This is a genomic window from Stutzerimonas xanthomarina DSM 18231, assembly GCF_900129835.1.
GTDB classification, from domain to species: domain Bacteria; phylum Pseudomonadota; class Gammaproteobacteria; order Pseudomonadales; family Pseudomonadaceae; genus Stutzerimonas; species Stutzerimonas xanthomarina.
Window position 1 is genome coordinate 637,391 of the sequence record NZ_FQXA01000002.1, and the last position, 20,751, is coordinate 658,141.

The following is a 20,751-nucleotide window of genomic DNA, read 5'->3' on the forward strand; positions in this document are numbered from 1 at the left end:
GACAGAGCAAGCAGCTTGCTGACGTTCCTCAGTATGGACCCGTTGTCAGCTGCTCATCGCCGCCATCGGCACGCGCCCATGGTCCGCAGACACCTTACTCGGAACGGTTGCAGGTGCGGCGCGCTGCTGCATGACGATGTCCAGAACGCGGCTGGGCAGAATGTCGATGTCATCGAAGGTAATCAGCTGGCCCGGCTCAACCGCACGCCGCAGCGCGGTCTTGCGTAGCAGGCCGATCGGGACGTGATCCGGATGCTGATCGAGCTTCAGTGCCTCACCGCGAAACTGGAATCCGCCAATGCCTCGCTCGATCAGCTCACCTGGGCGCATGGCTCGCTTGGCAATCGCTCCCACGCCCAGGGTCGGTGCGGTGGAGTTATTCAGCAATACATCACCACCATCGAGCACGCGGCGCACGGTTTTGCCGACCTCCAGCGAACAGAGATGGAACGGGCGCACCAGCGTGTAATAAGGTCCAGGGCCAAGCTTGAAATACTCGATCGCAGCACGCTGATCATCATCGTGGCGGCAGACCAGGAACACACCACCGGCTGGATAGCCGGAGGGAACCACGTAATCGACGATGGGCTGTCCCAGCCGGTCGGCCATCATACCCAGCAGGTTGCCCGATTCGGTCAAGTTGGTCGAAGCCAGACCTTCCAGCCCCTGCTTGGAAATAGTCGCGCCCAGGCCGTTGCCGACAATGGCTTGTTCGATCTGCACCTTGGTGCCGTCGGTGAACGAAGTGGTCTGGTCTACGCTTATGCCCTGTCGCTTTGCCCAGTACCTCATGTCTTCAACCGAGGGATCATGGTTCAGATAGCCCTTCATATTGCCGTAGACCAAGGGTTTGAAACCCATCATCAAGGCTTCTTCATGAAGTGCCGCCAATGAACCCGGCTGGTCGCCCTCGGCCTCGGTAATGAAGCCTTTTGCCGCCAGGTAAGACCCCGTGGTGACCTGCAGTTCGGCGTTGATTGTCACGACTGGTAAGCCAGCCTCGAACGCGCGTTCAATAACCTCGGTGCCATGAAACACATCGCCGCTGCACTCCACAATCAAGCCCGCACCATCAATAAGATGGTCGACGGAGTTGGTGAGCCGCTCAGGCAGCGGAAAGTCAGTAAAGGAATTCAACGGGCGACGGGTCAAGACGCGCGAAACTTCAATATCCTGGTAGTGCTGCTTGATCAGCCGAATAAAGCAGTGGGCGATCATCCCTGTGCCGGATACACCGATCTTCTTCTTGATGTGCGAGGTAGACATGAGCGAATCCATTCAAAAGGCAACGACGTTCTGACCGCAGCGGCAGGAAAAAATTTTAGGGCAGGGTAAATCAGGCCTGTCGCGGTAGGCTGACGCGGTTGCGTTTGCAAAAACCACGTACTGGAAGCTAAGCGTTAGCAGCGCGATCCGGCCAATTGATTAACGGCTCTGGAGACGAGCGATCTAGCGGTATTTTTGTCGCCAGACATCAGAAGCAAAGGAAGCGGCGTTGCACCGCTCCCTATTGGCCGAACTTAGTTGAGCACCGCTATCGCTGCGTCATAGTTCGGTTCGGTACCGATCTCGGCGACCAGCTCGCTGTGAAGCACCTGGTCCTGCTCATCCAGAACGACAACTGCGCGAGCCGATACGCCTGCAAGCGGACCGGTTGCGATCAGTACGCCGTATTGCTCGAGAAACTCGCGCCCACGCATGGTGGAGAGATTAACGACGTTCTCCAGCCCTTCGGCGCCGCAGAAGCGCTTCTGCGCGAACGGCAGATCGGCGGAGATACACAGGACCACAGTATTGGCCAGTTCGTTGGCCTGCGCATTGAATTTGCGTACGGAGGTCGCACAGGTCGGCGTATCGATGCTCGGGAAGATGTTCAGGATCTTGCGCTTGCCCGCAAAGCTGGCGAGCGTCACATCGGACAAGTCGCCGCCTACCAGGCTGAACGCCGCAGCCTTCTGGCCGGTCTGCGGAAAGTTACCGGCAACCTGGATGGGGTTGCCTTTCAGGGTTACTTCAGTCATGTGAATTCCTCTCGGTAATGGGCCGCGTGCATAGCCGCGGCCCGGGTTTTCAAGCGGCCTTCGTACGGGCGAAGTATTCCTTGGTCAACTTGACCACCACTGGGCTCAGCAGCAACAGTGCAACGAGGTTGGGAATAGCCATCAGACCATTAAGGGTGTCCGCCAACAGCCAGGCGAAATCGAGCTGGGCAATCGCACCGAACGGAACAGCCAGCACCCAAATGACGCGGAACGGCCAAATCGCCTTGGTGCCAACCAGAAACTCCCAGCATTTCTCGCCAAAATAGCTCCAGCCTAGGATCGTAGTGAAAGCGAACACTACCAGTGCGATGGTCAGCAGCGCGGCACCAACGCCAGGCATGGCCGATTCGAAGGCTGCAGCAGACAGTGCCGCACCGCTTTCGCCACCGGTCCAGACTCCCGAGCAGATGATCGCCAGGCCGGTGATCGAGCAGATGATGATGGTGTCGATAAACGTACCCATCATCCCGATCAGACCTGAGCGTACCGAGCTCTTAGTGGTACCGGCAGCCTGTGCGATACCGGCAGTACCGAGGCCCGCTTCGTTCGAGAAGATACCGCGCGCGACACCGAAGCGAATGGCCGCCATAACAGCTGCACCGGCAAAGCCGCCAGTGGCCGCGATTGGCGAGAAGGCATGCGTGAAGATCAGATCGAAGGCCCTGGGAAGCTCAGCGGCGTGGACCACCAGCACGACGATGCCCGCGATGACGTACGCAACGCACATGAACGGAACCAGCGCCGCCGCAACTGCGCCGATACGCTTGATGCCGCCAAGAATGACCATGCCGACAAACAGCATAGTGACCAGACCGGTTACCCACAGCGGTACGGCGAAGGTAGCTTCCAGCGCGAGTGCCATGCTGTTGACCTGCACCATGTTGCCGATGCCGAACCCAGCCAGCCCGCCAAAGATGGCAAAGGCGCCGCCCAGCCATAGCCAGCGCTTGTGCAAGCCATTCTTGATGGCGTACATCGGTCCGCCGACGTGTTCGCCGCGATCATCCTTTTCACGGTAATGCACTGCCAGCACGACTTCGCAGTACTTGGTCGCCATGCCTACCAGCGCCGTGCACCACATCCAGAACAGCGCACCCGGACCGCCAAGAAAAATCGCTGTGGCGACGCCAGCAATGTTGCCAGTACCTACGGTAGCTGCCAGGCAGGTCATCAGCGCCTGAAAGGGGCTGATTTCACCTGTTTCCTCATCGCCCTTAACACGACCACGCCAGATCAGCGCGAAGCCTGTGCCGATATGTGACAACGGCATGAACTTGAGCATGACCATGAGGAAGAAACCGGTACCGAGGATCAGTACCAGCATGGGTGGTCCCCAGACGAGACCGTTGACGCTATTGACCAGGTTTTGCAGGAATTCCATTCAAGGCACCCTTATTGTTTGTGTTAGACATCCTTGCCCGAGCGGGCCGAGCGGTACGGACAATTGAGTGGCGACATTGAGTACACCGGTTCAACTGCTGTCCGAACGACCCGGTAATACCCCGACTTCAATGTCCGGAGCGTTACCGACAACCTGCAAGACTCACGCTAGAGCCTCGCATCAGCCGCCATGCAAGGAGCGACCGAGCGATCCTACCACCACCTTCTGCGCTTGGCGCCACACGCTTTATGCGTGATCTACGGAAGATGATCTGCGCAAACAAGCGACCAACTGGTCAGCCCGTGAACCCACGCCAGGTTGCCGCATACGGAAGCCTGTGAGCGTAGCTCAGGGCAGCGCCAATGCCAGTCGATCAGGAGGGATTTTTTTGCCTGCTTTTGCCTGAAAGTGATCAGAAATCGCGCCGGTAAAAGATATCCAGCGAACTGGCCAGCCCGCTGGCCGCCTCGAGGAAGATCCGCTTGGTTAGCTGATAGCGCAACGCCACCGTATTGGCAGGCTCGAATACCCCAACGCCGTAACGCAACGTCAACCGATCCGTAAGCTTCCCGCTTGCAACCACGCTGGTGTCCGCGCCGCTACCCTCGGTGTCCAGTTGAAACTCCTCGATACCCAGCCGTTGCGCAACGTTACCGGTGATCGACGCGCTGCCAGCCAGGCCAAGCCCAAGCGCTGCCTGGGCCAGAAGATTGCTGTCTCCGGTCTCGGCACCAAGCGGCCGACCAAGCACCAGATAGGACAATGCCTGCTCCTGACTCATGGCGGGTTCGGCGAATACGTCGACGCGCGGCTGCTCGGCGCTCCCAGTGATACGCAGCCCCGCGATCACGTTTTCGTCTTCAATCCGTCGAATAGCTTCGATATCCAGATAGGGCTGCGACAGCACGCCCGTGAACAACAACCGGGCGCGACGGATCGTCAGGCGCTGGCCGTACGCGCGGTAACGACCCTTGTTAAGACTAAGCTCGCCGCGCGCGTCGAAGTCATCACCGATGTGCAAATAACCAGCAAGGTCGGCGGTCAGCCCGAAGCCCGAGAAGCGCAGCCTGTCCTGCCCGACTTCAACATCCACATCCATACGAATCGCCAGCGGCGATTTTGTCTCCTGCGCTTCGGCGCCAACAATGATCGCATCCTCGGATATCTTGACGGTCGAAGGGGGCAGTTCGCGGACGGTAATTTCCCCGCGGGGTACACGTAGTTTGCCGCTAACCGCTAATTGCTCGTCAGCCAGCTGGATACGCAAGTCAGGTGCAATTTCGAGTTCAGCGTAAGGTTCGACGATAACCGGCAGCTGGCTACCGCTGATCCTGAGATCAAGATCCAGCGCCTGTTCCCAATCGACTATGCCTGCGATCTGCCCCTGGCCCTGCTCCCCGCTGCGCCAGTCACCCTCAATGCGAACCCGCTCGCCATCGATGACAGCGGTGATCTCCAATTGCTCGAAGCTGACCGGTAGCTCAGCACCCGCAATCTCGCCTTCGGTGAGCGTTAACTCGCCGTTAATCTGCGGCTGGTGCAGCGTGCCTGAGATCTGGCCATTGCCGTTCAGTTGCCCGTCGAGTCGTTCAACCTGCGCGACAAAAGGTTTGATTACAGACAGATCGAAATGGCTGAGCTGGAAATTGCCAGAGACGGGCTTGACCTCGCCACTGGGATCCACCTGCAGTTGGACATCCAGATTGCCAAGGTCACCTCCGTCGAACAGCAGCCTGCCATCAACCTGTTTCGGCGTCAGCTGACTGTTTAGCGACAAGGTCTGGTAGGGAAAATCCAACCACTGCTCGCCATCCCGCATGCGCAAGACGCCTGGTCCGGCGTCGACGCGGATGGTCCCGTTTGGACCCGCGCTCGGCAGATCCAGCGCCAGGTCAGCGTTCACTTCGCCTTGCCAGATCAGATTCTCCGGCAGGTATTCGGCAAGCGACTCAAGCGGAAAGTCCCGCAGGCGATAGCGCAACTGTGGATCGGCTTGCAGCCGCTGGTCGTCGGCACACAGCGTCGCCTGGCCAGAGGCCCAGCAGTGCGCGCCAAAGGTGATCTGGCCGTTCTCCAATCGCTGCAGCGTCGCGGGGTCGCGCAACGCCCATTGCTGCCCCTGAACATCCAGTTCGGCTTCCATCAAGCGACCCCGCCAATCGCCACCTTCAAGCCCACCAGTCAACGCCAGCGAGAGGTCGAGCAACGGACCTTGCAGCTGAAATCTGACCTGATGCGCCGTCTGTGTGCCTTCGGCGCTCAGCTGCAGCTCGCCGATCTCGGTCGCTCCGACCTGTAAGCCGCCGGCGTCGAGGCTCAACTGGCCACGCTCGCCCTCGGACAGGCTCGCCGCCACCTGCAGCTGGTCGACTCGATTGTCCTGAAACGCCATCCCGCTACTGCTCAGTGCAAGCTTCCCCTGCGGCGCGTCCGGCGTGCCCGACAGATCAATGTTGCCCATCAATCGCCCGCTCAAATCAGGCCAGAGCTGGCCCAGGCGTGAGAGATCAATCGCCAGGTTCGCCTCAAGCGTTTCGGCCCAGCGCCCTTTGCCCTGGATGTGGTTGTCGCCCAACTGCAAATCGACCGTCGGCAGGCTCCAGGTCGTGTTCTCACCCCTCCCCTGCAGCTGAAGTTTGAGCGGCTGTTTGCGCAGCGTTCCGTTCAAGTCGAGGGCGGCCTCGGCCTGCACGTCTTCGTTTCGCAAGGCGCCGCTGCTGCTAAGTGTGCCGCCGATCATTCCTGGCAGCTCCGCTACCCAGTAAGACGGGTCGAATTCACTGAGTTCAAGTCGAGTTGTCCAATCGATTCCGTCTGCGAACCCAACGCTGAGGTTGCCCTCGGCCCTGCCCTGTCCAGCCTGCAGTTCCAGCTGCGGCAGGTGCACTACTTCAAGGTTGCCGCTGACCGGGCTTTGCAGCGTGAAATCACCGGAGGGGCCGCTCAGCGCCGCGTTGAAATTGCCCAGGTAGTTGCCGTCGTCGTACTGGATCTGCGCATCGAGGGTTCGCAGCGAAACAGGCGGCTCCTCGATATCGGGATAGAGGCGGCGCCATGGAAAATCGCGCCAGGCCAATTGGGCTTCCGCGTCGAGGCCATCCTGCCAGCTAACGCCACCGTTCAAGTCGACGCGCTGCTGCTCGCCCGCATCCAGGCTAAGTGCCGCAATCTCGGCATGGGTCGTATCGACCAGGCCGTTCAGCGCAACAGCCACCGCGCCGCCCTCGCCTTGCAGATTGCCGTCACCCATCAGGTGATAGCCCTGCTCCATGTCGCCTTTGGCGGTCAGCTCCAGCGCTTTCAGACGCAAGGCATCAGGCAACTCCGGGGTCGCTTTGAAACCGTTCACCGTCAGCAGCAGATTCGCTGGGAGCTCCGGTTCCAGAGGCCGCACCCAGCCGCTCAGTTTGGCTTCTAGATAGCCCTGGCTTTGCACGGCGATCACCAGATGTTCACGCAGCTCGCCGTCCACCTCGAACTTTACCGCCCAAGGCTGCGCGTTTGGCGAGCGGATCGCCGCACTACCATGCAGCGTCAACGGCCAGTCGGCTTTGGTTTGCAGGTGGCCCGAGAGATCCAGCACGACATCTTCACGTCGAACCTCCAGCGCCCTGATGACCAGCCCCTGATCATCCCAGCCTGCCCGCAGCTCGGCGCTCTGCAATTGCTGCACGCCGTTGAAGTTGACCGCACCGATATCAACGCGATCGACGCGCAGCTCGATCGGTAGATCAAGATCGCGCAGATTGAAGGGCTCGCTTGCTGCTTCATCCTCCGGAGCAGGAGGAAACGTAAGATCAATATCGCCCGTGATCAGCTCTTCGATACAAAGGGCCTTGCGCAGCAAGCAAACAGGCGACCAGCTCATCTGCGGCGACGCCACCTCGGCACGACGACCGTCCTGTTCCCATACCAAACGATCCGCCTGCCAACGCCCAGCTAGCTGGCCCGTGAATTGCTCGATCTGCAGCCCAGGCACCTTGCTCAGTGTCCAACGGCTACCGGCGTTCGTGCCGAGCATCAGGCCGATCGACACAATAATCAGCAACAGCAGCGCCAGAACGGCCAACAACGCCCAGCCGACGATCTTTCCGCTGCGCCTCAAAGCTCCGGCCCCATGGAAAAGTGCAGGCGAACCCCGCCCTCGCCGTCCAGCGGATGAGCCAGATCCACGCGAATCGGCCCAACTGGCGAGACCCAGCGAACGCCAACACCCACGCTGCTCTTGAGGCTCGGCAGTTCAAGTGAGTTGAACGAGTTACCCTGATCGACGAAGGTCGCCACGCGCCATTTTTCGCTCAGCGAGTACTGATACTCGGCGCTGACCGCGAGTTGGTAACGCCCGCCGATTCGGTCGCCATCCGAGTTGGTCGGCGACAGGCTCTGGTAATCGTAACCACGCACGCTTTGATCACCACCGGCGAAATAGCGCAGCGATGGCGGCACGTTGGTGTATTCGTCCGTCCAGTTACCACCTACCTCCACGCGCCCGAGAAAGCGATGCCGAGCGCCAAGGGTGGTCAGGCCCTTAACCGTCGCGTTGGCGTGGATCAAATCAGCATCCGAAAAAACGCCTTCCTTCGCTGCGCCCAGCTCGAACCTCAGGCGATAGCCATGACTTGGATCGAGACGGTTGTCGCTGCGCAGAAAACTGTACGCCACGCCAGGCATCAGAATGCTACTGACCCCGGAATCATCGCCCAGCTCGTACTGCTCATGACGCCACTTCAACGACCAGACCCGCTGCCATCCGCTGGGCAGCCCGCGGTGCCATTCGGGGCCAACCGTCAGCAGGCGACTCAGGCTGTCTTTATCGCTCAGCTCTTCGTACTGATAGCCAGCCGCATAGCGCAGCTTGTCGGTCAGGGGCGGGTCCAGCGGCACGTCATAGAAAAGACCAACATTCTGCCGCGGCGCAGACAGTTCGGACTCGATGCCGTAGCTGTGGCCCTGCGGATTGACCCAATGACGGGTGAAATCGAAGCGTATACGCGGCCCGACATCGGTCGAATAGCCCAAGCCGAGCCCGAGCGTGCGCGGCTCCCGCGTGGTCAACTGCACCGCAACGGGAATGCGTTGCTGGTCGGCATTGGCCGGATTGGCATCGACCCGCACCCCCTCGAAGTAGCCGCTGGACTGCATCGCCTGGTTGAGTTCGGCGATCAGCTCCGAGTCATAAGGTGTACCGGGTTCGAACGGCACCATGCGCTCCAGCAGATCCGGGTCAAACGGCGAGTCACCCTCGAAGCCGACATCGCCAAGCAGATAGCGCGGCCCGCTGTTGAACACCAACTCGACGTCGGCGACGTTCGTGTCGGGGTTGATTTGCAGACGTTGGCGCTCGAAGCGCCCATCGAAAAACCCGTAGCGCGAGACTTGGTTGAGGATCCGTTGTTTAACCGCTTCGTACTGCCCGTGATTGAGCACAGCGCCTGGCTTCAAGGTGTTACGCGGCACCCGAAACGCCTGCAGTTGCGCGGCTGGCCCGTTGACTTGGACCCTGATATCGCGCAGCCGAACCGGATCGCCGGGTTTGATTTGCAGCGCCAACCGCGGATTCTCGCCATCGGCAACGCTGGTTTCGATTTCAGCCTGGTAATAACCCAACGCTTGCAGCGCTTTGTTCGCCTGTTCCCGGGCGATACGGCTGTAGCGCAGCAGTTCTTCTTCGTTACGATCGCCAAGTTCGCCAATGTAGTTCTCGACGTTCTCGCGCAGCGCATCGTTTGATGGCGTGAGTTTGACGTCGAGTTCAGCCGCGTACACCACTGATGCACAGCACAACATGAGGCCAGTCGGAACGATACAGCGAAGGAGACGGATAAGCATGGCCACGGATGCTAGCACGCTGCGCACCGGGCTTCGGCAAAGTGTCGATGCGTGTAGCACGGCATATACAGCGTCAAACAGATACATGGGGACACTTCTTTGGACACCATCAATACGACTGTCCCCCCTGCGCATTCGTTCTAACGACTGGACGCCTCGACCTGTCGCGGCGCCGGATGGAAGAACACATGCTCGATCACCGGCCCGATGGCTACCTGGCCGATGTCTTCGTAACCCTGGCGCGCGTAGAACTGAAGGTAGCGAGGGTTTCCGGTGTCGATCACCAGGCCCTCCGATGCGACATCCGCGGCACACCAGTTATGCAACGCTTCAAGCAGCTGTTCGCCATAGCGCTGTCCCTGACACTTGGGATGGACCGCCATCAACGGCAAGACATGAAAAGCCCCCGGCGGCAGGCAGCCCAGTACCGCAGCATGGTAATCAAGGTAGCGCCGGGTACAGCGAAAGCCCGCGGTGAGCAGCATGCGCAATCGCCAGGCCCAACTTTCGGTGATCTCCAGCCGACGTTGTGGTGGCGCAATTAACGCGACCGCTATCAGTCGATCGTCAAGCAGCAACCCCAACGCCGGTTGCTCCTGCAGCAAGTGTTGATTGACGAGCTCGCGCACGGTTGCGCGGACCCGTTGCTCGTAGCCCGGGCGGTCGGCTTCGAACAGATAAGCGAAGGTCGGTTCGTGTCGGTAAGCGTTGTACAGAAGCGAGCGTATTTCTCTGGCGTAACCACTGTCGAGCATTCGTACGTCTGCAGTCATCGGCATGGCGGTTCTCTTGTTGTTATGGTCTGTCGCTGATTTCACGTTAGCAGCCGCATCGGGGTCCTGCCGAGCTGGAACCGGGCTGACGATTACGACTCGCCGCGGCGCCGCTATAGCCCGTAGAATCCCGGTTTTTGCCGGAGCCGTCTTCGATGAAGCTTGTCTCATTTAATATCAACGGCTTAAGAGCCAGACCTCACCAACTTTCTGCCATTATCGACAAGCATCAGCCTGACGTGATCGGCCTGCAGGAAACCAAAGTTGCGGACGAGCAGTTTCCTCAAGCCGAAATCGAAGCCCTTGGCTATCACGTTCATTTTCACGGCCAGAAAGGTCATTACGGTGTCGCACTGCTGTCACGGCAAGCCCCATTGGAGATTCACAAAGGCTTTCCAGGTGATGGCGAGGAGTCGCAGAAGCGCTTCATCTGGGGCCGTTTTGCCGATGCCAACGGCGAGCCGGTTACCGTGATGAACGGTTACTTTCCTCAGGGCGAGAGCCGTATCCACCCGACCAAATTTCCTGCCAAGACCAAGTTCTATGCTGATCTCCAGGCGCTGCTGGAAGAACGCTTTACCCCGGAGCAATCCGTAGCTGTGATGGGGGATTTCAATATTTCGCCCGAGGACTGCGACATCGGCATTGGCGAGGTCAACGCCAAACGCTGGCTGCGTACGGGCAAGTGCAGCTTCCTGCCGGAGGAGCGCGAGTGGCTGACGCGACTGAAGAACTGGGGTCTGCAGGACAGCTTTCGCACACTCAACCCCGAAGTGGTTGATCGCTTCAGCTGGTTCGACTACCGCAGCCGCGGTTTTGAAGACGATCCACGTCGAGGCCTGCGCATCGATTTGATCCTTACAACAGCGGGGCTACACAACCGTGTAACCAACTGCGGTGTCGACTATGACATTCGCAGCATGGAAAAGCCGTCGGACCACTGCCCGGTCTGGATCGAGCTGACCTGACTGTTCAGCGCAGCGATACGAGCCGCGCGCTCAGCGCAGTCGCGCGGCCGATTTTGCGAAGTAGTGCTCAACCTGAGCCGGCCCCAACCTAGCGTCATATAACGGTAAACAAGCCTTCTTAATCTCCCCGCTTCTTTGGAAAGGGAGACTCATTGCATGGCACGCCTAGCATCCGCACGCATCACGGGGAAACGGGCGCTCAGCCTGGTCATTGCGGGGCTGCTTTGCATGAGTCCGCTTGTGATGAGCGCGCCATTGCAAGCCCTCCCGGTTGACGGTCCGGTTCTGCGGATTCAGGGGTCCAACACTGTTGGCGCCAAGCTCGCGCCGATGCTTATCGCCGGAATGTTCGAAGCCCAGGGCCTCAGCTCCCGGATCAGCTCTGCTGGCAAGAAAAACGAGCAGCGCATCAGCGCGGTCGATAGCGCTGGCCGAACCTTTCATGCACGGGTTGCAGCACACGGCACCGGCACCGGGTTTGCCGGCCTCAAGGATGGCTCCTCTGATCTCGCCGCCGCATCGCGCCCTATCAAGGACAGCGAGTACGCAAGTTTGGCCAACCTTGGTGATCTGCGCAGCGCGGATGCCGAACAGGTGATCGCCATCGACGGCCTGGCAATCATCGTCAGCCCGGACAACCCCGTCTCATCACTTAGCGTTGAACAGGTCGCACGCCTGTTTGCCGGTGAAATCCGCAACTGGAAAGTGCTCGGCGGCAAAGACGTTCCGGTGGAACTGCATGCGCGGGATGATCAGTCGGGCACCTACGACACCTTCAAGGAGCTGGTCCTGGGTGTACAGAACAAGACGCTGGCGGCGGATGCAACCCGCTACGAATCCAATGATCAGCTTTCGCAGATCGTCAGTAACCGTCCCGGCGCGATTGGTTTTGTTGGCCTCGCATCGGTGGGCAAATCCCGCGCGTTGGCGATAGCCGACGGCGATTCGCAGCCTATGTTGCCCAGCACCGCGCTGGTAGCGACGGAAGATTACCCGCTGTCGCGGCGGCTGTTTTTCTATGCGAACCCGACGCAGCAGTCGCAGTGGACTCAAACCTTTCTGGCCTTTGTGCACAGCGCGGCTGGCCAGGCCATCGTTGCCAAGTCTGGCTACATCGGACAAGCCATCAACGCGATAACCCTCTCCCCGTCGCCCGACATGCCGCAGGCTTACCAGAGCCTCGCCACACAGGCGCAGCGTTTGACAGTGAACTTTCGCTTCGACGAAGGCAGCGCGCGTCTGGACAACAAGGCGCAACGTGACGTGGAGCGCCTGATCAAGTATCTGCAAAGCACGAACAAGACCATGAGCGCGGCAGTCCTGGTTGGATTCGGCGACGCTCGCGGCGACCCGGCGCGTACCGCTTTGCTGTCCAAACTTCGCGCCATGGCCGTGCGTAGAGAACTTGCCCGTGGCGGCATACTCGCCAAGAACATCAATGGCTTAGGTGATTTACTTCCAGTAGCGTCGAACACCCCGAGCGGCCGAATCAAGAACCGGCGCGTCGAGGTATGGGTGTATTGAGCGAGATTGAACCAGTGCAGGATCGTATCGGTCGCTAGCTCGCTGCGTACTGTCACCTCGAGGCTGGCGCGACTAAGCTCAGGCGACTTCCAGCAGCGGAAATGAATCATGTATCTGGTTTGTGGCGAGGCTTTGTTCGATGTTTTTGCAGCCCCAGCGGGAGCCCGACGCAATCACCTGACCCTCGAGGCGGTGGCTGGCGGCTCCCCTTTCAATGTGGCGGTCGGCCTATCCCGGCTGGGAACGCCGGCCGCTCTGTTCACTGGCATGTCGCAAGATCACTTCGGTCAGCAGCTGCGGCAGGTGCTTGAGGATGAGCGGGTCGATACGCGCTATCTGATCGACTTCGATGCCCCCACTACGCTGGCGATGGTGGCGGTGGGTGCCAACGGCTCGCCCATCTACAGCTTTCGCGGCGAGGGCTGTGCTGATCGGCTGCCACGCGACGAGCATCTCGCCCCGCTCGGCGATGAGGTTCGCGGCATCCACGTCGGCTCCTATTCCATCGTGACCGCCCCGATCGCTGACACGCTGCTTTCGGTGGTTCGCCGCGAAAGCGGGCGCCGGCTGATCTCGCTGGATCCTAACATCCGCCTCAACGTCGAACCGGACCTCGCCCGCTGGCGAGAGCGTGTCGAGGCAATCGCCGCGCTTGCGCACCTCATCAAGGTCAGCGACGAGGATCTCGCTCTGCTGTATCCCGGCGAAGCCCCGGAAGCCATTGCCCATCGCTGGCTGCAGGGGAGTTGCGAGCTGGCCCTGCTGACACGCGGCGACCAGGGTGCTCAGCTGTTCAGTGCTCACCACGGTGAACTCTACGAAGCCGCCGTCGCAGTGAATATCCGAGATACCGTAGGCGCTGGCGATACCTTCCAGGCGGCGCTGCTCAGTTACTTGCACGCCCATCGGTTGGATTCGCCCGCAGCACTGGCACAGATCGAACGCGACCAGCTTCAAGCACTGCTCTCATTCGCCGTTCGAGCGGCGGCCATCACCTGCTCCCGTCGCGGTCCAGACCTGCCGTATCGATACGAAATCGCTTGATCGGTTGGCCACAGCGCTGTGAGCGTCTATAACCCCAGGGGACAAGAATAAGGACGACGGAACCGGGCATGAAAGCGCTGAAGATCTCCGACCCATCCTACGAGTTGATGGACGATCACCACGGCAACTCCCTGATTTACCGGGAGCATGGTTTTCCGTGCCCGCTGGTGCGCTGGCACAACCACAAGGAGTACGAGCTGCACCTGATCGTCGCGAGCTCGGGCAAGGTCTTCGTCGGTGACTATGTGGGTAACTTCGGGCCGGAGAGCCTGTTTCTCACAGGCCCACACCTGCCTCACAACTGGATCAGCCAGGTCGATGACGGCGAAGTCGTGGCCAAGCGCGACATGCTGGTGAATTTCACCGATGAGCTGTTCGAAGCAGGCAATAGCGTGTTCTCCGAACTGCGTAGCCTCACTCCAATGCTTGAGCGTTCGCGTTACGGCATCGAGTTCCGTTGCCCGCGCACCATTTCCGAAGCCAGTCGGCTGATGCACCGCGTCGCGGACAGCCGTGGCGCAACCCGACTCGGTTATTTCCTGATCATGCTTGAACTGCTCGCCAGTTGTGACGACTACCAGCTGCTTTCCGGGGCCACCTCGGCACAGCTCGGCGATGAGCATCACGCAGACCGCACCAACATGGCGGTCAACTACATCTTCGACAATTACATGCGTGAGTTGCCGCTCGAAGAGGTCGCCTGCCACCTGGGCATGAAACCGACCTACTTTTCGCGCTTTTTCAAACGTGCCACCGGCCGGTGCTACGTCGAATTCGTCAACAGCCTGCGCATCAGCAAATCCTGCGAATTGCTGCTGGACACCGAAAAGTCTGTCACCGATGTGTGTTTCGAGTCGGGCTTCAACAATCTGTCCAATTTCAATCGCCGCTTCCAGCAGCTCAAGGGCATGACACCTTCCTGCTATCGCCGCCTGGTCGAGCAACGGCTGACCGAGCAGAACCTCGCAAGCTGATACGCATCCTCGCATCCCGCTGCATCAAATGACGTCCGCCGTGCCACTCTTTGCTCACGCCTATTGGTTTCAGACCGCAGCTCTAGCCTGTAGACACGGCGCTTTGTTGCGCTTCGATGTGCTCTACCCCGCTCTTTTAACCCATCCCCAAGGAGTGCAAAAAAGTACCAGACAATGTGCTGTCAGGGCTTTGTGACCCGACGCCCCGGGCGTTGTAATGCTCGCGAACCGCTCGTACCGCAGTACGCGAGCAACAACAAAAACAATAAGCACTTCCGCCCCCTGGCCGCGGAAGAGGAGTTCCAGATGAAATTGACCCATTTGCTGCTCGGTTCCACCTGTATTGCGATGATCGGTGTGACGCATGCTGCCGCCGAAACCATTACGGTTGCCACCGTCAACAACGCTGACATGATCCGCATGCAGCGCCTTTCGAAGACCTTTGAAGAACAGCATCCTGACGTGGACCTCAACTGGGTCGTACTCGAAGAGAACGTCCTGCGCCAGCGCCTGACCACCGACATCGCCACCCAAGGCGGTCAATTCGACGTACTCACCATCGGCATGTACGAAGCGTCACTCTGGGGCGATAAAGGCTGGCTCGCCCCCATGACCAATTTGCCTGATGACTACAACCTTGATGACGTCTTCCCCTCGGTGCGTGAAGGCTTGTCGGTCGATGGCACCTTGTATGCGCTGCCGTTCTATGCAGAAAGCTCGATGACCTACTACCGCACCGACCTGTTCGAACAGGCCGGGCTGGACATGCCAGAGCACCCGACCTGGACCCAAATGGCCGAGTTCGCCGAAAAGCTGCACAAACCAGGTGAAGAGCAGTACGGCATGTGCCTGCGCGGCAAGGCCGGTTGGGGCGAAAACATGGCGCTGGTCACCACCGTTGCCAACTCGTTCGGTGCGCGCTGGTTCGATGAAAAATGGCAGCCGGAATTCAACGGACCGGAGTGGACTAAAGCCGCCAATTTCTACGTGGACCTGCTGGGCAAGTACGGCCCGCCAGGCGCGTCCAGCAACGGCTTCAACGAAAACCTGGCGTTGTTCAATAGCGGTAAGTGCGCCATGTGGGTCGATGCCACCGTGGCGGGCTCCTTCGTCACTGATACCTCCCAGAGCAAAGTCGCAGACAAAGTCGGCTTCACCTTTTCCCCGCAGCAAACCACTGACAAAGGCTCCGCTTGGCTCTACTCCTGGGCCCTTGCCATCCCGGCCAGCTCCAAGAAGCAGGAAGCAGCCAAAACCTTCGCGGCCTGGGCGACCTCTCAGGATTACGCCGAACTGGTTGCAGAGACCGATGGCGTGACCAACGTACCGCCGGGTACTCGCGAGTCCACTTACAGCGATGAATACATGGCCGCCGCGCCGTTCGCGAAGATCACCCTCGAGTCGCTGAAACAGGCTGATCCCGCCTCGCCGTCCGCCAAACCAGTGCCCTATGTCGGCATCCAGCTGGTGACTATTCCGGAGTTCCAGGCCATCGGTACTCAGGTCGGCAAGATGTTCTCCGCCGCGCTCACCGGGCAGATGCCGGTCGAGCAGATGCTCACGGCTGTGCAGCAAACAACCACGCGTGAAATGAAGCGCGCCGGCTACCCCAAGTAGGTCGCACCAGGCCCCCCCCCCACCGGACAGGGCTCGCCCGAGCCCTTATGGCCTTCTTTCTGTCGGAGCACGCCCATGGCAACTACGACCACAGCCTTGCCCAAGGCGCCCATTACCGATGCGGCAAGCGAGCCGAGCGAGCGCAAGCCCCGCCGGTTCGGTCCCAGCTGGTTCCTCGTCAGCCCTTCCGTTGCGCTGTTGCTGCTGTGGATGCTGGTTCCGCTGTCGATGACCGTCTACTTTTCGGTGATTCGCTACAACCTGCTCTACCCCGGCGAGAATGATTTCGTCGGATTGGAGAATTTCCACTACTTCCTGACCGACGCCGGCTTCATGCCGGGCATGACCAACACCTTGCTGCTGGTTGGCAGCGTGCTGCTGATCAGCGTCGTGCTCGGTGTTTTGATCTCGGCTTTGTTAGAGGCGGCGGACTTCGCCGGGCGCGGCATCGTTCGGGTCATGCTGATCTCGCCGTTTTTCATCATGCCGACCGTTAGCGCGCTGGTCTGGAAGAACCTGATCTACCACCCCGTCTCGGGAATCCTTGCCGCTGTCTGGAAGTTCTTCGGTGCACAGCCAGTGGACTGGCTGGCGCAGCATCCGCTGTTCTCGATCATCATCATCGTGTCCTGGCAATGGCTGCCCTTCGCGATCCTGATCCTGATGACCGCCATGCAGTCCCTCGATCAGGAGCAGAAGGAAGCCGCCCGCCTCGATGGCGCCGGCCCCATCGCGATCTTCTGGCACCTGACCTTGCCGCACCTGGCACGTCCCATTGCCGTGGTGGTGATGATCGAGACCATCTTCCTCCTCTCGGTCTTTGCCGAAATCTTCACCACCACCAGCGGTGGTCCCGGCTACGCATCGACCAACCTTGCCTACCTGATCTACAACCAGGCGCTGCTGCAGTTCGACGTCGGCATGGCCTCAGCCGGCGGCCTGATCGCGGTGGTCATCGCCAATATCGCGGCGATCATCCTGGTGCGGATGCTCGGCAAGAATCTCACCGAAAAATACTGAGGACAGACCGATGCTGACGCTCAAACAAAGTCGCCGCCTCAATACGCTAGTGGTCGGGCTGTTTGCCTGGGCCGTGGCCCTGCTGCTGTTCTTCCCGATCTTCTGGATGCTGATGACCAGCCTGAAGACCGAGATCGACGCGTTCGCCACGCCGCCGCAGTTCATCTTCACGCCGACGCTGGAGAACTACCTGCAGATCCAGGATCGCAGCGGCTACTTCAAGTACGCCTGGAACTCGGTGACCATCTCGTTTGGCGCGACCGCGCTGGGCATGCTGATCGCCATTCCGGCGGCCTATTCGATGGCGTTCTACGAGACCAAGCGGACCAAGGGCACACTGCTCTGGATGCTCTCCACCAAAATGCTGCCGCCGGTGGGTGTGCTGGTGCCGATCTACCTACTGGCCAAGCAGTTCGGCATGCTCGACAGCCGCACGGTGCTGATCATCATCTACACCCTCATCAACCTGCCGATCCTGGTGTGGATGATCTACACCTACTTCAAGGACATTCCCCGCGACATCCTCGAAGCGGCCCGGATGGACGGCGCCACCCTGATGCAAGAGATGGTTCGCGTGTTGCTTCCGATCAGCAAAGGCGGCCTCGCCTCGACCATGCTGCTGTCGTTGATCCTGTGCTGGAACGAGGCGTTCTGGTCATTGAACCTTACGTCCTCCAATGCCGCCCCGCTGACCGCGCTGATCGCCTCGTACTCCAGTCCTGAAGGGCTGTTCTGGGCCAAGCTTTCGGCCGTATCCACCCTCGCCTGCGCACCCATCCTGATCTTCGGCTGGATCAGCCAGAAGCAGCTGGTCCGTGGCCTGTCGTTCGGCGCCGTGAAGTAACCGTCGCCGCGGTATTAACAAGATCGACAAGAATAAAAGGATTCGAACATGGCAGACCTTAAAGTCCGCAACTTGAAGAAAAGCTTCGACGGCAACGACATCATCAAGGGCATCGACCTGGACATTCGCGATCGCGAGTTCGTGGTATTCGTCGGCCCGTCCGGCTGTGGCAAGTCGACCCTGCTCCGGCTGATCGCCGGCCTTGAGGAAGTCAGCAGCGGCCGAATCGAACTGGACGGCCGCGACATCACCGATGTCAGCCCCGCCAAGCGCGACCTGGCCATGGTGTTCCAGACCTACGCGCTCTACCCCCACATGACGGTGCGCAAGAACATGTCCTTCGCCCTCGACCTGGCCGGGGCCGACAAGCAGGACGTCGCCCGCAAGATCGAAGCCGCCGCCCGTACGCTCGAACTCGAGCCACTGCTCGAGCGCAAACCACGCCAACTCTCCGGCGGCCAGCGCCAGCGTGTCGCGATCGGACGCGCCATCGTGCGCAACCCCAAGGTATTCCTCTTCGACGAACCCCTGTCGAACCTCGACGCCGCGCTGCGCGTGCAGATGCGCCTGGAGCTGTCACGTCTGCATCAGGAGTTGCAAGCCACGATGATCTACGTGACCCACGACCAGGTCGAAGCCATGACCCTCGCCGACAAGGTCGTTGTGCTCAACGGCGGTCGCATCGAACAGGTCGGATCACCCATGGAGCTCTACCATCGCCCAGCCAACCTGTTCGTTGCAGGCTTTCTCGGCACGCCGAAGATGGGTTTCTTGAAGGGCCGTATCAGCCGAGCCGAAGCCGCCGGCGTTGAGGTCGAACTGGAAGCAGGCTGCCGGCTGTACCTGCCGCGCAGCGGCCCAACACTCGCGGTGGGCGACGTCGTCACCCTGGGTATCCGCCCCGAGCATCTCAACCGCAGCACTGATGGCAACTGTCAGCTTGAGGTCAAAGCCGACGTCAGCGAACGACTGGGCAGCGACACCTACTGCCATGTCATCACTCAGGCGAACGAGCCGTTGACCATGCGCATCCGCGGCGATTTCACGCCTCGTTATGGCGAATCACTGAAGCTGACTCTCGACGCCGCGCATTGCCACCTGTTCGACGGCGATGGGCTGGCCGTCGGCCAATCTCTGCAACAGGCCGCTTGACGGGTAACCCGTCCCGATTCAATCCCGGCGAATCGCTGCTACCTATGGCGGCGATGACGCCGTCGGCTTTTCGAAACTTAGCCCAGCGAGGCCTGACATGAAGTTGAAGCAACAGAATCTGCCACAACTGCCGGCCCACATTTCCCGCCCGGCCTACGCGATAAACGAGGTTACGGCGGGCATAGCGCACATAGGGGTTGGCGGATTTCATCGCGCTCACCAAGCAGCGTATACCGATGCCCTGATGAACACCGGCGAGGGACTCGACTGGGGCATCTGTGGTGTCGGCACACGCGCCGATGAAGTGGCCATGCGTGACGCGCTCGCCTCCCAAGACTACCTGTATACGCTGATAGAACTGGACGATAGACCGGACACCGAAGTGCGCGTTCTTGCCAGCATTCGGGACATGATGCTGGTTGGTGAAGACGGTTCTGAAACGGTCGTCGCCCGACTGGCCGATCCGGCGATCCGCATTGTCTCGCTGACCATCACCGAGGGCGGCTATTGCATGGATGACAGCACCGGCCAGTTCAACGCCGCGCTGCCGCAAATCCAGCATGACCTGGAGAATCCAAGCGCTCCCATCAGCGTGTTCGGCCTGCTATGCGCGGCGCTTGCCAAGCGCCGCGGCGAAGGTATCGGCCCATTCACCATCATGTCCTGCGATAACTTGCCCCATAACGGCGACGTTACCCGCACGGCAACCCTGGCGTTCGCCAATCTGGTCGATGCGGACCTGGCAAACTGGATCGCCCAGAACGTCAGCTTCCCCAACGCGATGGTCGACCGCATTACACCGATGACCAGCGCCGCGCACCGCAAGGCCCTCAAGCAGGAACATGGCGTGGATGACGCTTGGCCCGTGGTTTGCGAACCCTTCGTGCAGTGGGTGCTGGAGGACAAGTTCGTCGCGGGACGCCCCGCCTGGGAGAAGGTTGGCGTGCAGTTCACCGATGACGTATCGCCCTACGAGGAGATGAAGATCAAACTCCTCAACGGCAGCCACCTCGCGCTGACCTATCTGGGATTCCTGCGCGGCTATCGGTTCGTGCACGAAACCATGGCCGATCCGCTGTTCGTCGAGTACATCCGCCAGTACATGGATAAGGATGTCACGCCGCAGCTGGCCGCCGTGCCCGGCATCGACTTGACGCTCTACAAGCAGACATTGATCGACCGCTTCTCCAATTGCGCTATCGCCGATCAACTGGAGCGCGTTTGCTCCGATGGCTCCTCGAAATTCCCGAAGTTCACGGTGCCAACCATCAACCGCCTCATCGCGGACAACGCCGAGTTGGATCGAGCCGCACTGGTCGTCGCTGCCTGGGCGATGTATCTCAAAGGCATCGACGAGAACGGCACCCGGTACAGCATTCCCGACCCACGCGCCGAGTTCTGCCAATCTCTGGTCGAGGAAGATGAAGGACTCGCCGAGCGGTTGCTAGGTCGTGAAGAAATCTTCGGCACCCACATCCCACGCTCGTCGGCATTCCGCGATGCGTTCGAGCGCAACCTCCTTCGGCTGCGGACGCTGGGCGTGAGCGGCACGCTTGATCTCCTGCTGACCCGCTAACGGAGGC

At 60.1% G+C, this 20,751-nt stretch carries 15 protein-coding genes; 9 read left to right on the plus strand and 6 right to left on the minus strand.

All coding sequences use genetic code 11. The annotated features are described in order from the left end of the window. Positions 1-45: 45 nt before the first annotated feature. From BUE09_RS07245 to BUE09_RS07270, 6 genes are all read right to left on the minus strand, one after another. Entirely contained in the window at positions 46-1,218 is a 1,173-nt protein-coding gene (locus tag BUE09_RS07245) for an NAD(P)-dependent oxidoreductase (protein ID WP_073300319.1), read from the minus strand. Positions 1,219-1,520: 302 nt separating this feature from the next. Next, positions 1,521-2,021 carry a thiol peroxidase gene (tpx, locus tag BUE09_RS07250; protein ID WP_073300040.1) on the minus strand — a complete coding sequence of 167 codons (501 nt, stop codon included), beginning with the start codon at positions 2,019-2,021 and terminating at the stop codon, positions 1,521-1,523. Positions 2,022-2,070: 49 nt separating this feature from the next. Further along, positions 2,071-3,423: an alanine/glycine:cation symporter family protein gene (locus BUE09_RS07255; RefSeq protein ID WP_073300041.1), complete on the minus strand. Its 1,353-nt coding sequence runs from the start codon at positions 3,421-3,423 to the stop codon at positions 2,071-2,073. A gap of 412 nt (positions 3,424-3,835) precedes the next feature. Beyond that, positions 3,836-7,528 carry a translocation/assembly module TamB domain-containing protein gene (locus tag BUE09_RS07260; RefSeq protein WP_438270573.1) on the minus strand — a complete coding sequence of 1,231 codons (3,693 nt, stop codon included), beginning with the start codon at positions 7,526-7,528 and terminating at the stop codon, positions 3,836-3,838. Continuing rightward, entirely contained in the window at positions 7,525-9,252 is a 1,728-nt protein-coding gene (locus tag BUE09_RS07265; RefSeq protein WP_073300321.1) for an autotransporter assembly complex protein TamA, read from the minus strand. The genes BUE09_RS07260 and BUE09_RS07265 overlap by 4 nt, the downstream gene beginning before the upstream one ends. 140 nt (positions 9,253-9,392) lie before the next feature. After that, positions 9,393-10,031 carry a GNAT family N-acetyltransferase gene (locus tag BUE09_RS07270; RefSeq protein WP_073300042.1) on the minus strand — a complete coding sequence of 213 codons (639 nt, stop codon included), beginning with the start codon at positions 10,029-10,031 and terminating at the stop codon, positions 9,393-9,395. Between the two features lie 149 nt (positions 10,032-10,180). Here BUE09_RS07270 and xthA point away from each other — a divergent pair, with 149 nt between their 5' ends. The 9 genes from xthA (at position 10,181) to BUE09_RS07315 (ending at position 20,744) form a co-directional block, all read left to right on the plus strand. Next, on the plus strand, positions 10,181-10,993 hold the full coding sequence (gene xthA, locus BUE09_RS07275) for an exodeoxyribonuclease III (RefSeq protein WP_073300043.1): 813 nt from the start codon (positions 10,181-10,183) through the stop codon (positions 10,991-10,993). A 156-nt stretch (positions 10,994-11,149) separates the two neighbouring features. Continuing rightward, positions 11,150-12,517, plus strand: a complete 1,368-nt coding sequence (locus tag BUE09_RS07280; protein WP_083380728.1) for a substrate-binding domain-containing protein — start codon at positions 11,150-11,152, stop codon at positions 12,515-12,517. A 108-nt stretch (positions 12,518-12,625) separates the two neighbouring features. Then, positions 12,626-13,561 (plus strand): carbohydrate kinase family protein, encoded by a 936-nt coding sequence (locus tag BUE09_RS07285; protein WP_073300045.1) that lies wholly within the window; start codon positions 12,626-12,628, stop codon positions 13,559-13,561. Between the two features lie 68 nt (positions 13,562-13,629). Beyond that, positions 13,630-14,535 carry an AraC family transcriptional regulator gene (locus BUE09_RS07290; protein ID WP_073300047.1) on the plus strand — a complete coding sequence of 302 codons (906 nt, stop codon included), beginning with the start codon at positions 13,630-13,632 and terminating at the stop codon, positions 14,533-14,535. Between the two features lie 306 nt (positions 14,536-14,841). Further along, complete coding sequence (locus tag BUE09_RS07295; RefSeq protein WP_073300328.1) at positions 14,842-16,152, plus strand: ABC transporter substrate-binding protein; 1,311 nt, start codon at positions 14,842-14,844, stop codon at positions 16,150-16,152. 75 nt (positions 16,153-16,227) lie between these two features. Further along, entirely contained in the window at positions 16,228-17,172 is a 945-nt protein-coding gene (locus BUE09_RS07300; protein ID WP_073300049.1) for a carbohydrate ABC transporter permease, read from the plus strand. Between the two features lie 10 nt (positions 17,173-17,182). After that, a complete protein-coding gene (locus BUE09_RS07305; RefSeq protein ID WP_073300051.1) occupies positions 17,183-18,016 on the plus strand; it encodes a carbohydrate ABC transporter permease in 834 nt (277 codons plus the stop codon). Positions 18,017-18,064: 48 nt separating this feature from the next. Further along, positions 18,065-19,168: an ABC transporter ATP-binding protein gene (locus tag BUE09_RS07310; RefSeq protein ID WP_073300053.1), complete on the plus strand. Its 1,104-nt coding sequence runs from the start codon at positions 18,065-18,067 to the stop codon at positions 19,166-19,168. A gap of 97 nt (positions 19,169-19,265) precedes the next feature. Next, on the plus strand, positions 19,266-20,744 hold the full coding sequence (locus BUE09_RS07315) for a mannitol dehydrogenase family protein (protein WP_073300055.1): 1,479 nt from the start codon (positions 19,266-19,268) through the stop codon (positions 20,742-20,744). The last annotated feature ends 7 nt before the right edge of the window (positions 20,745-20,751 follow it).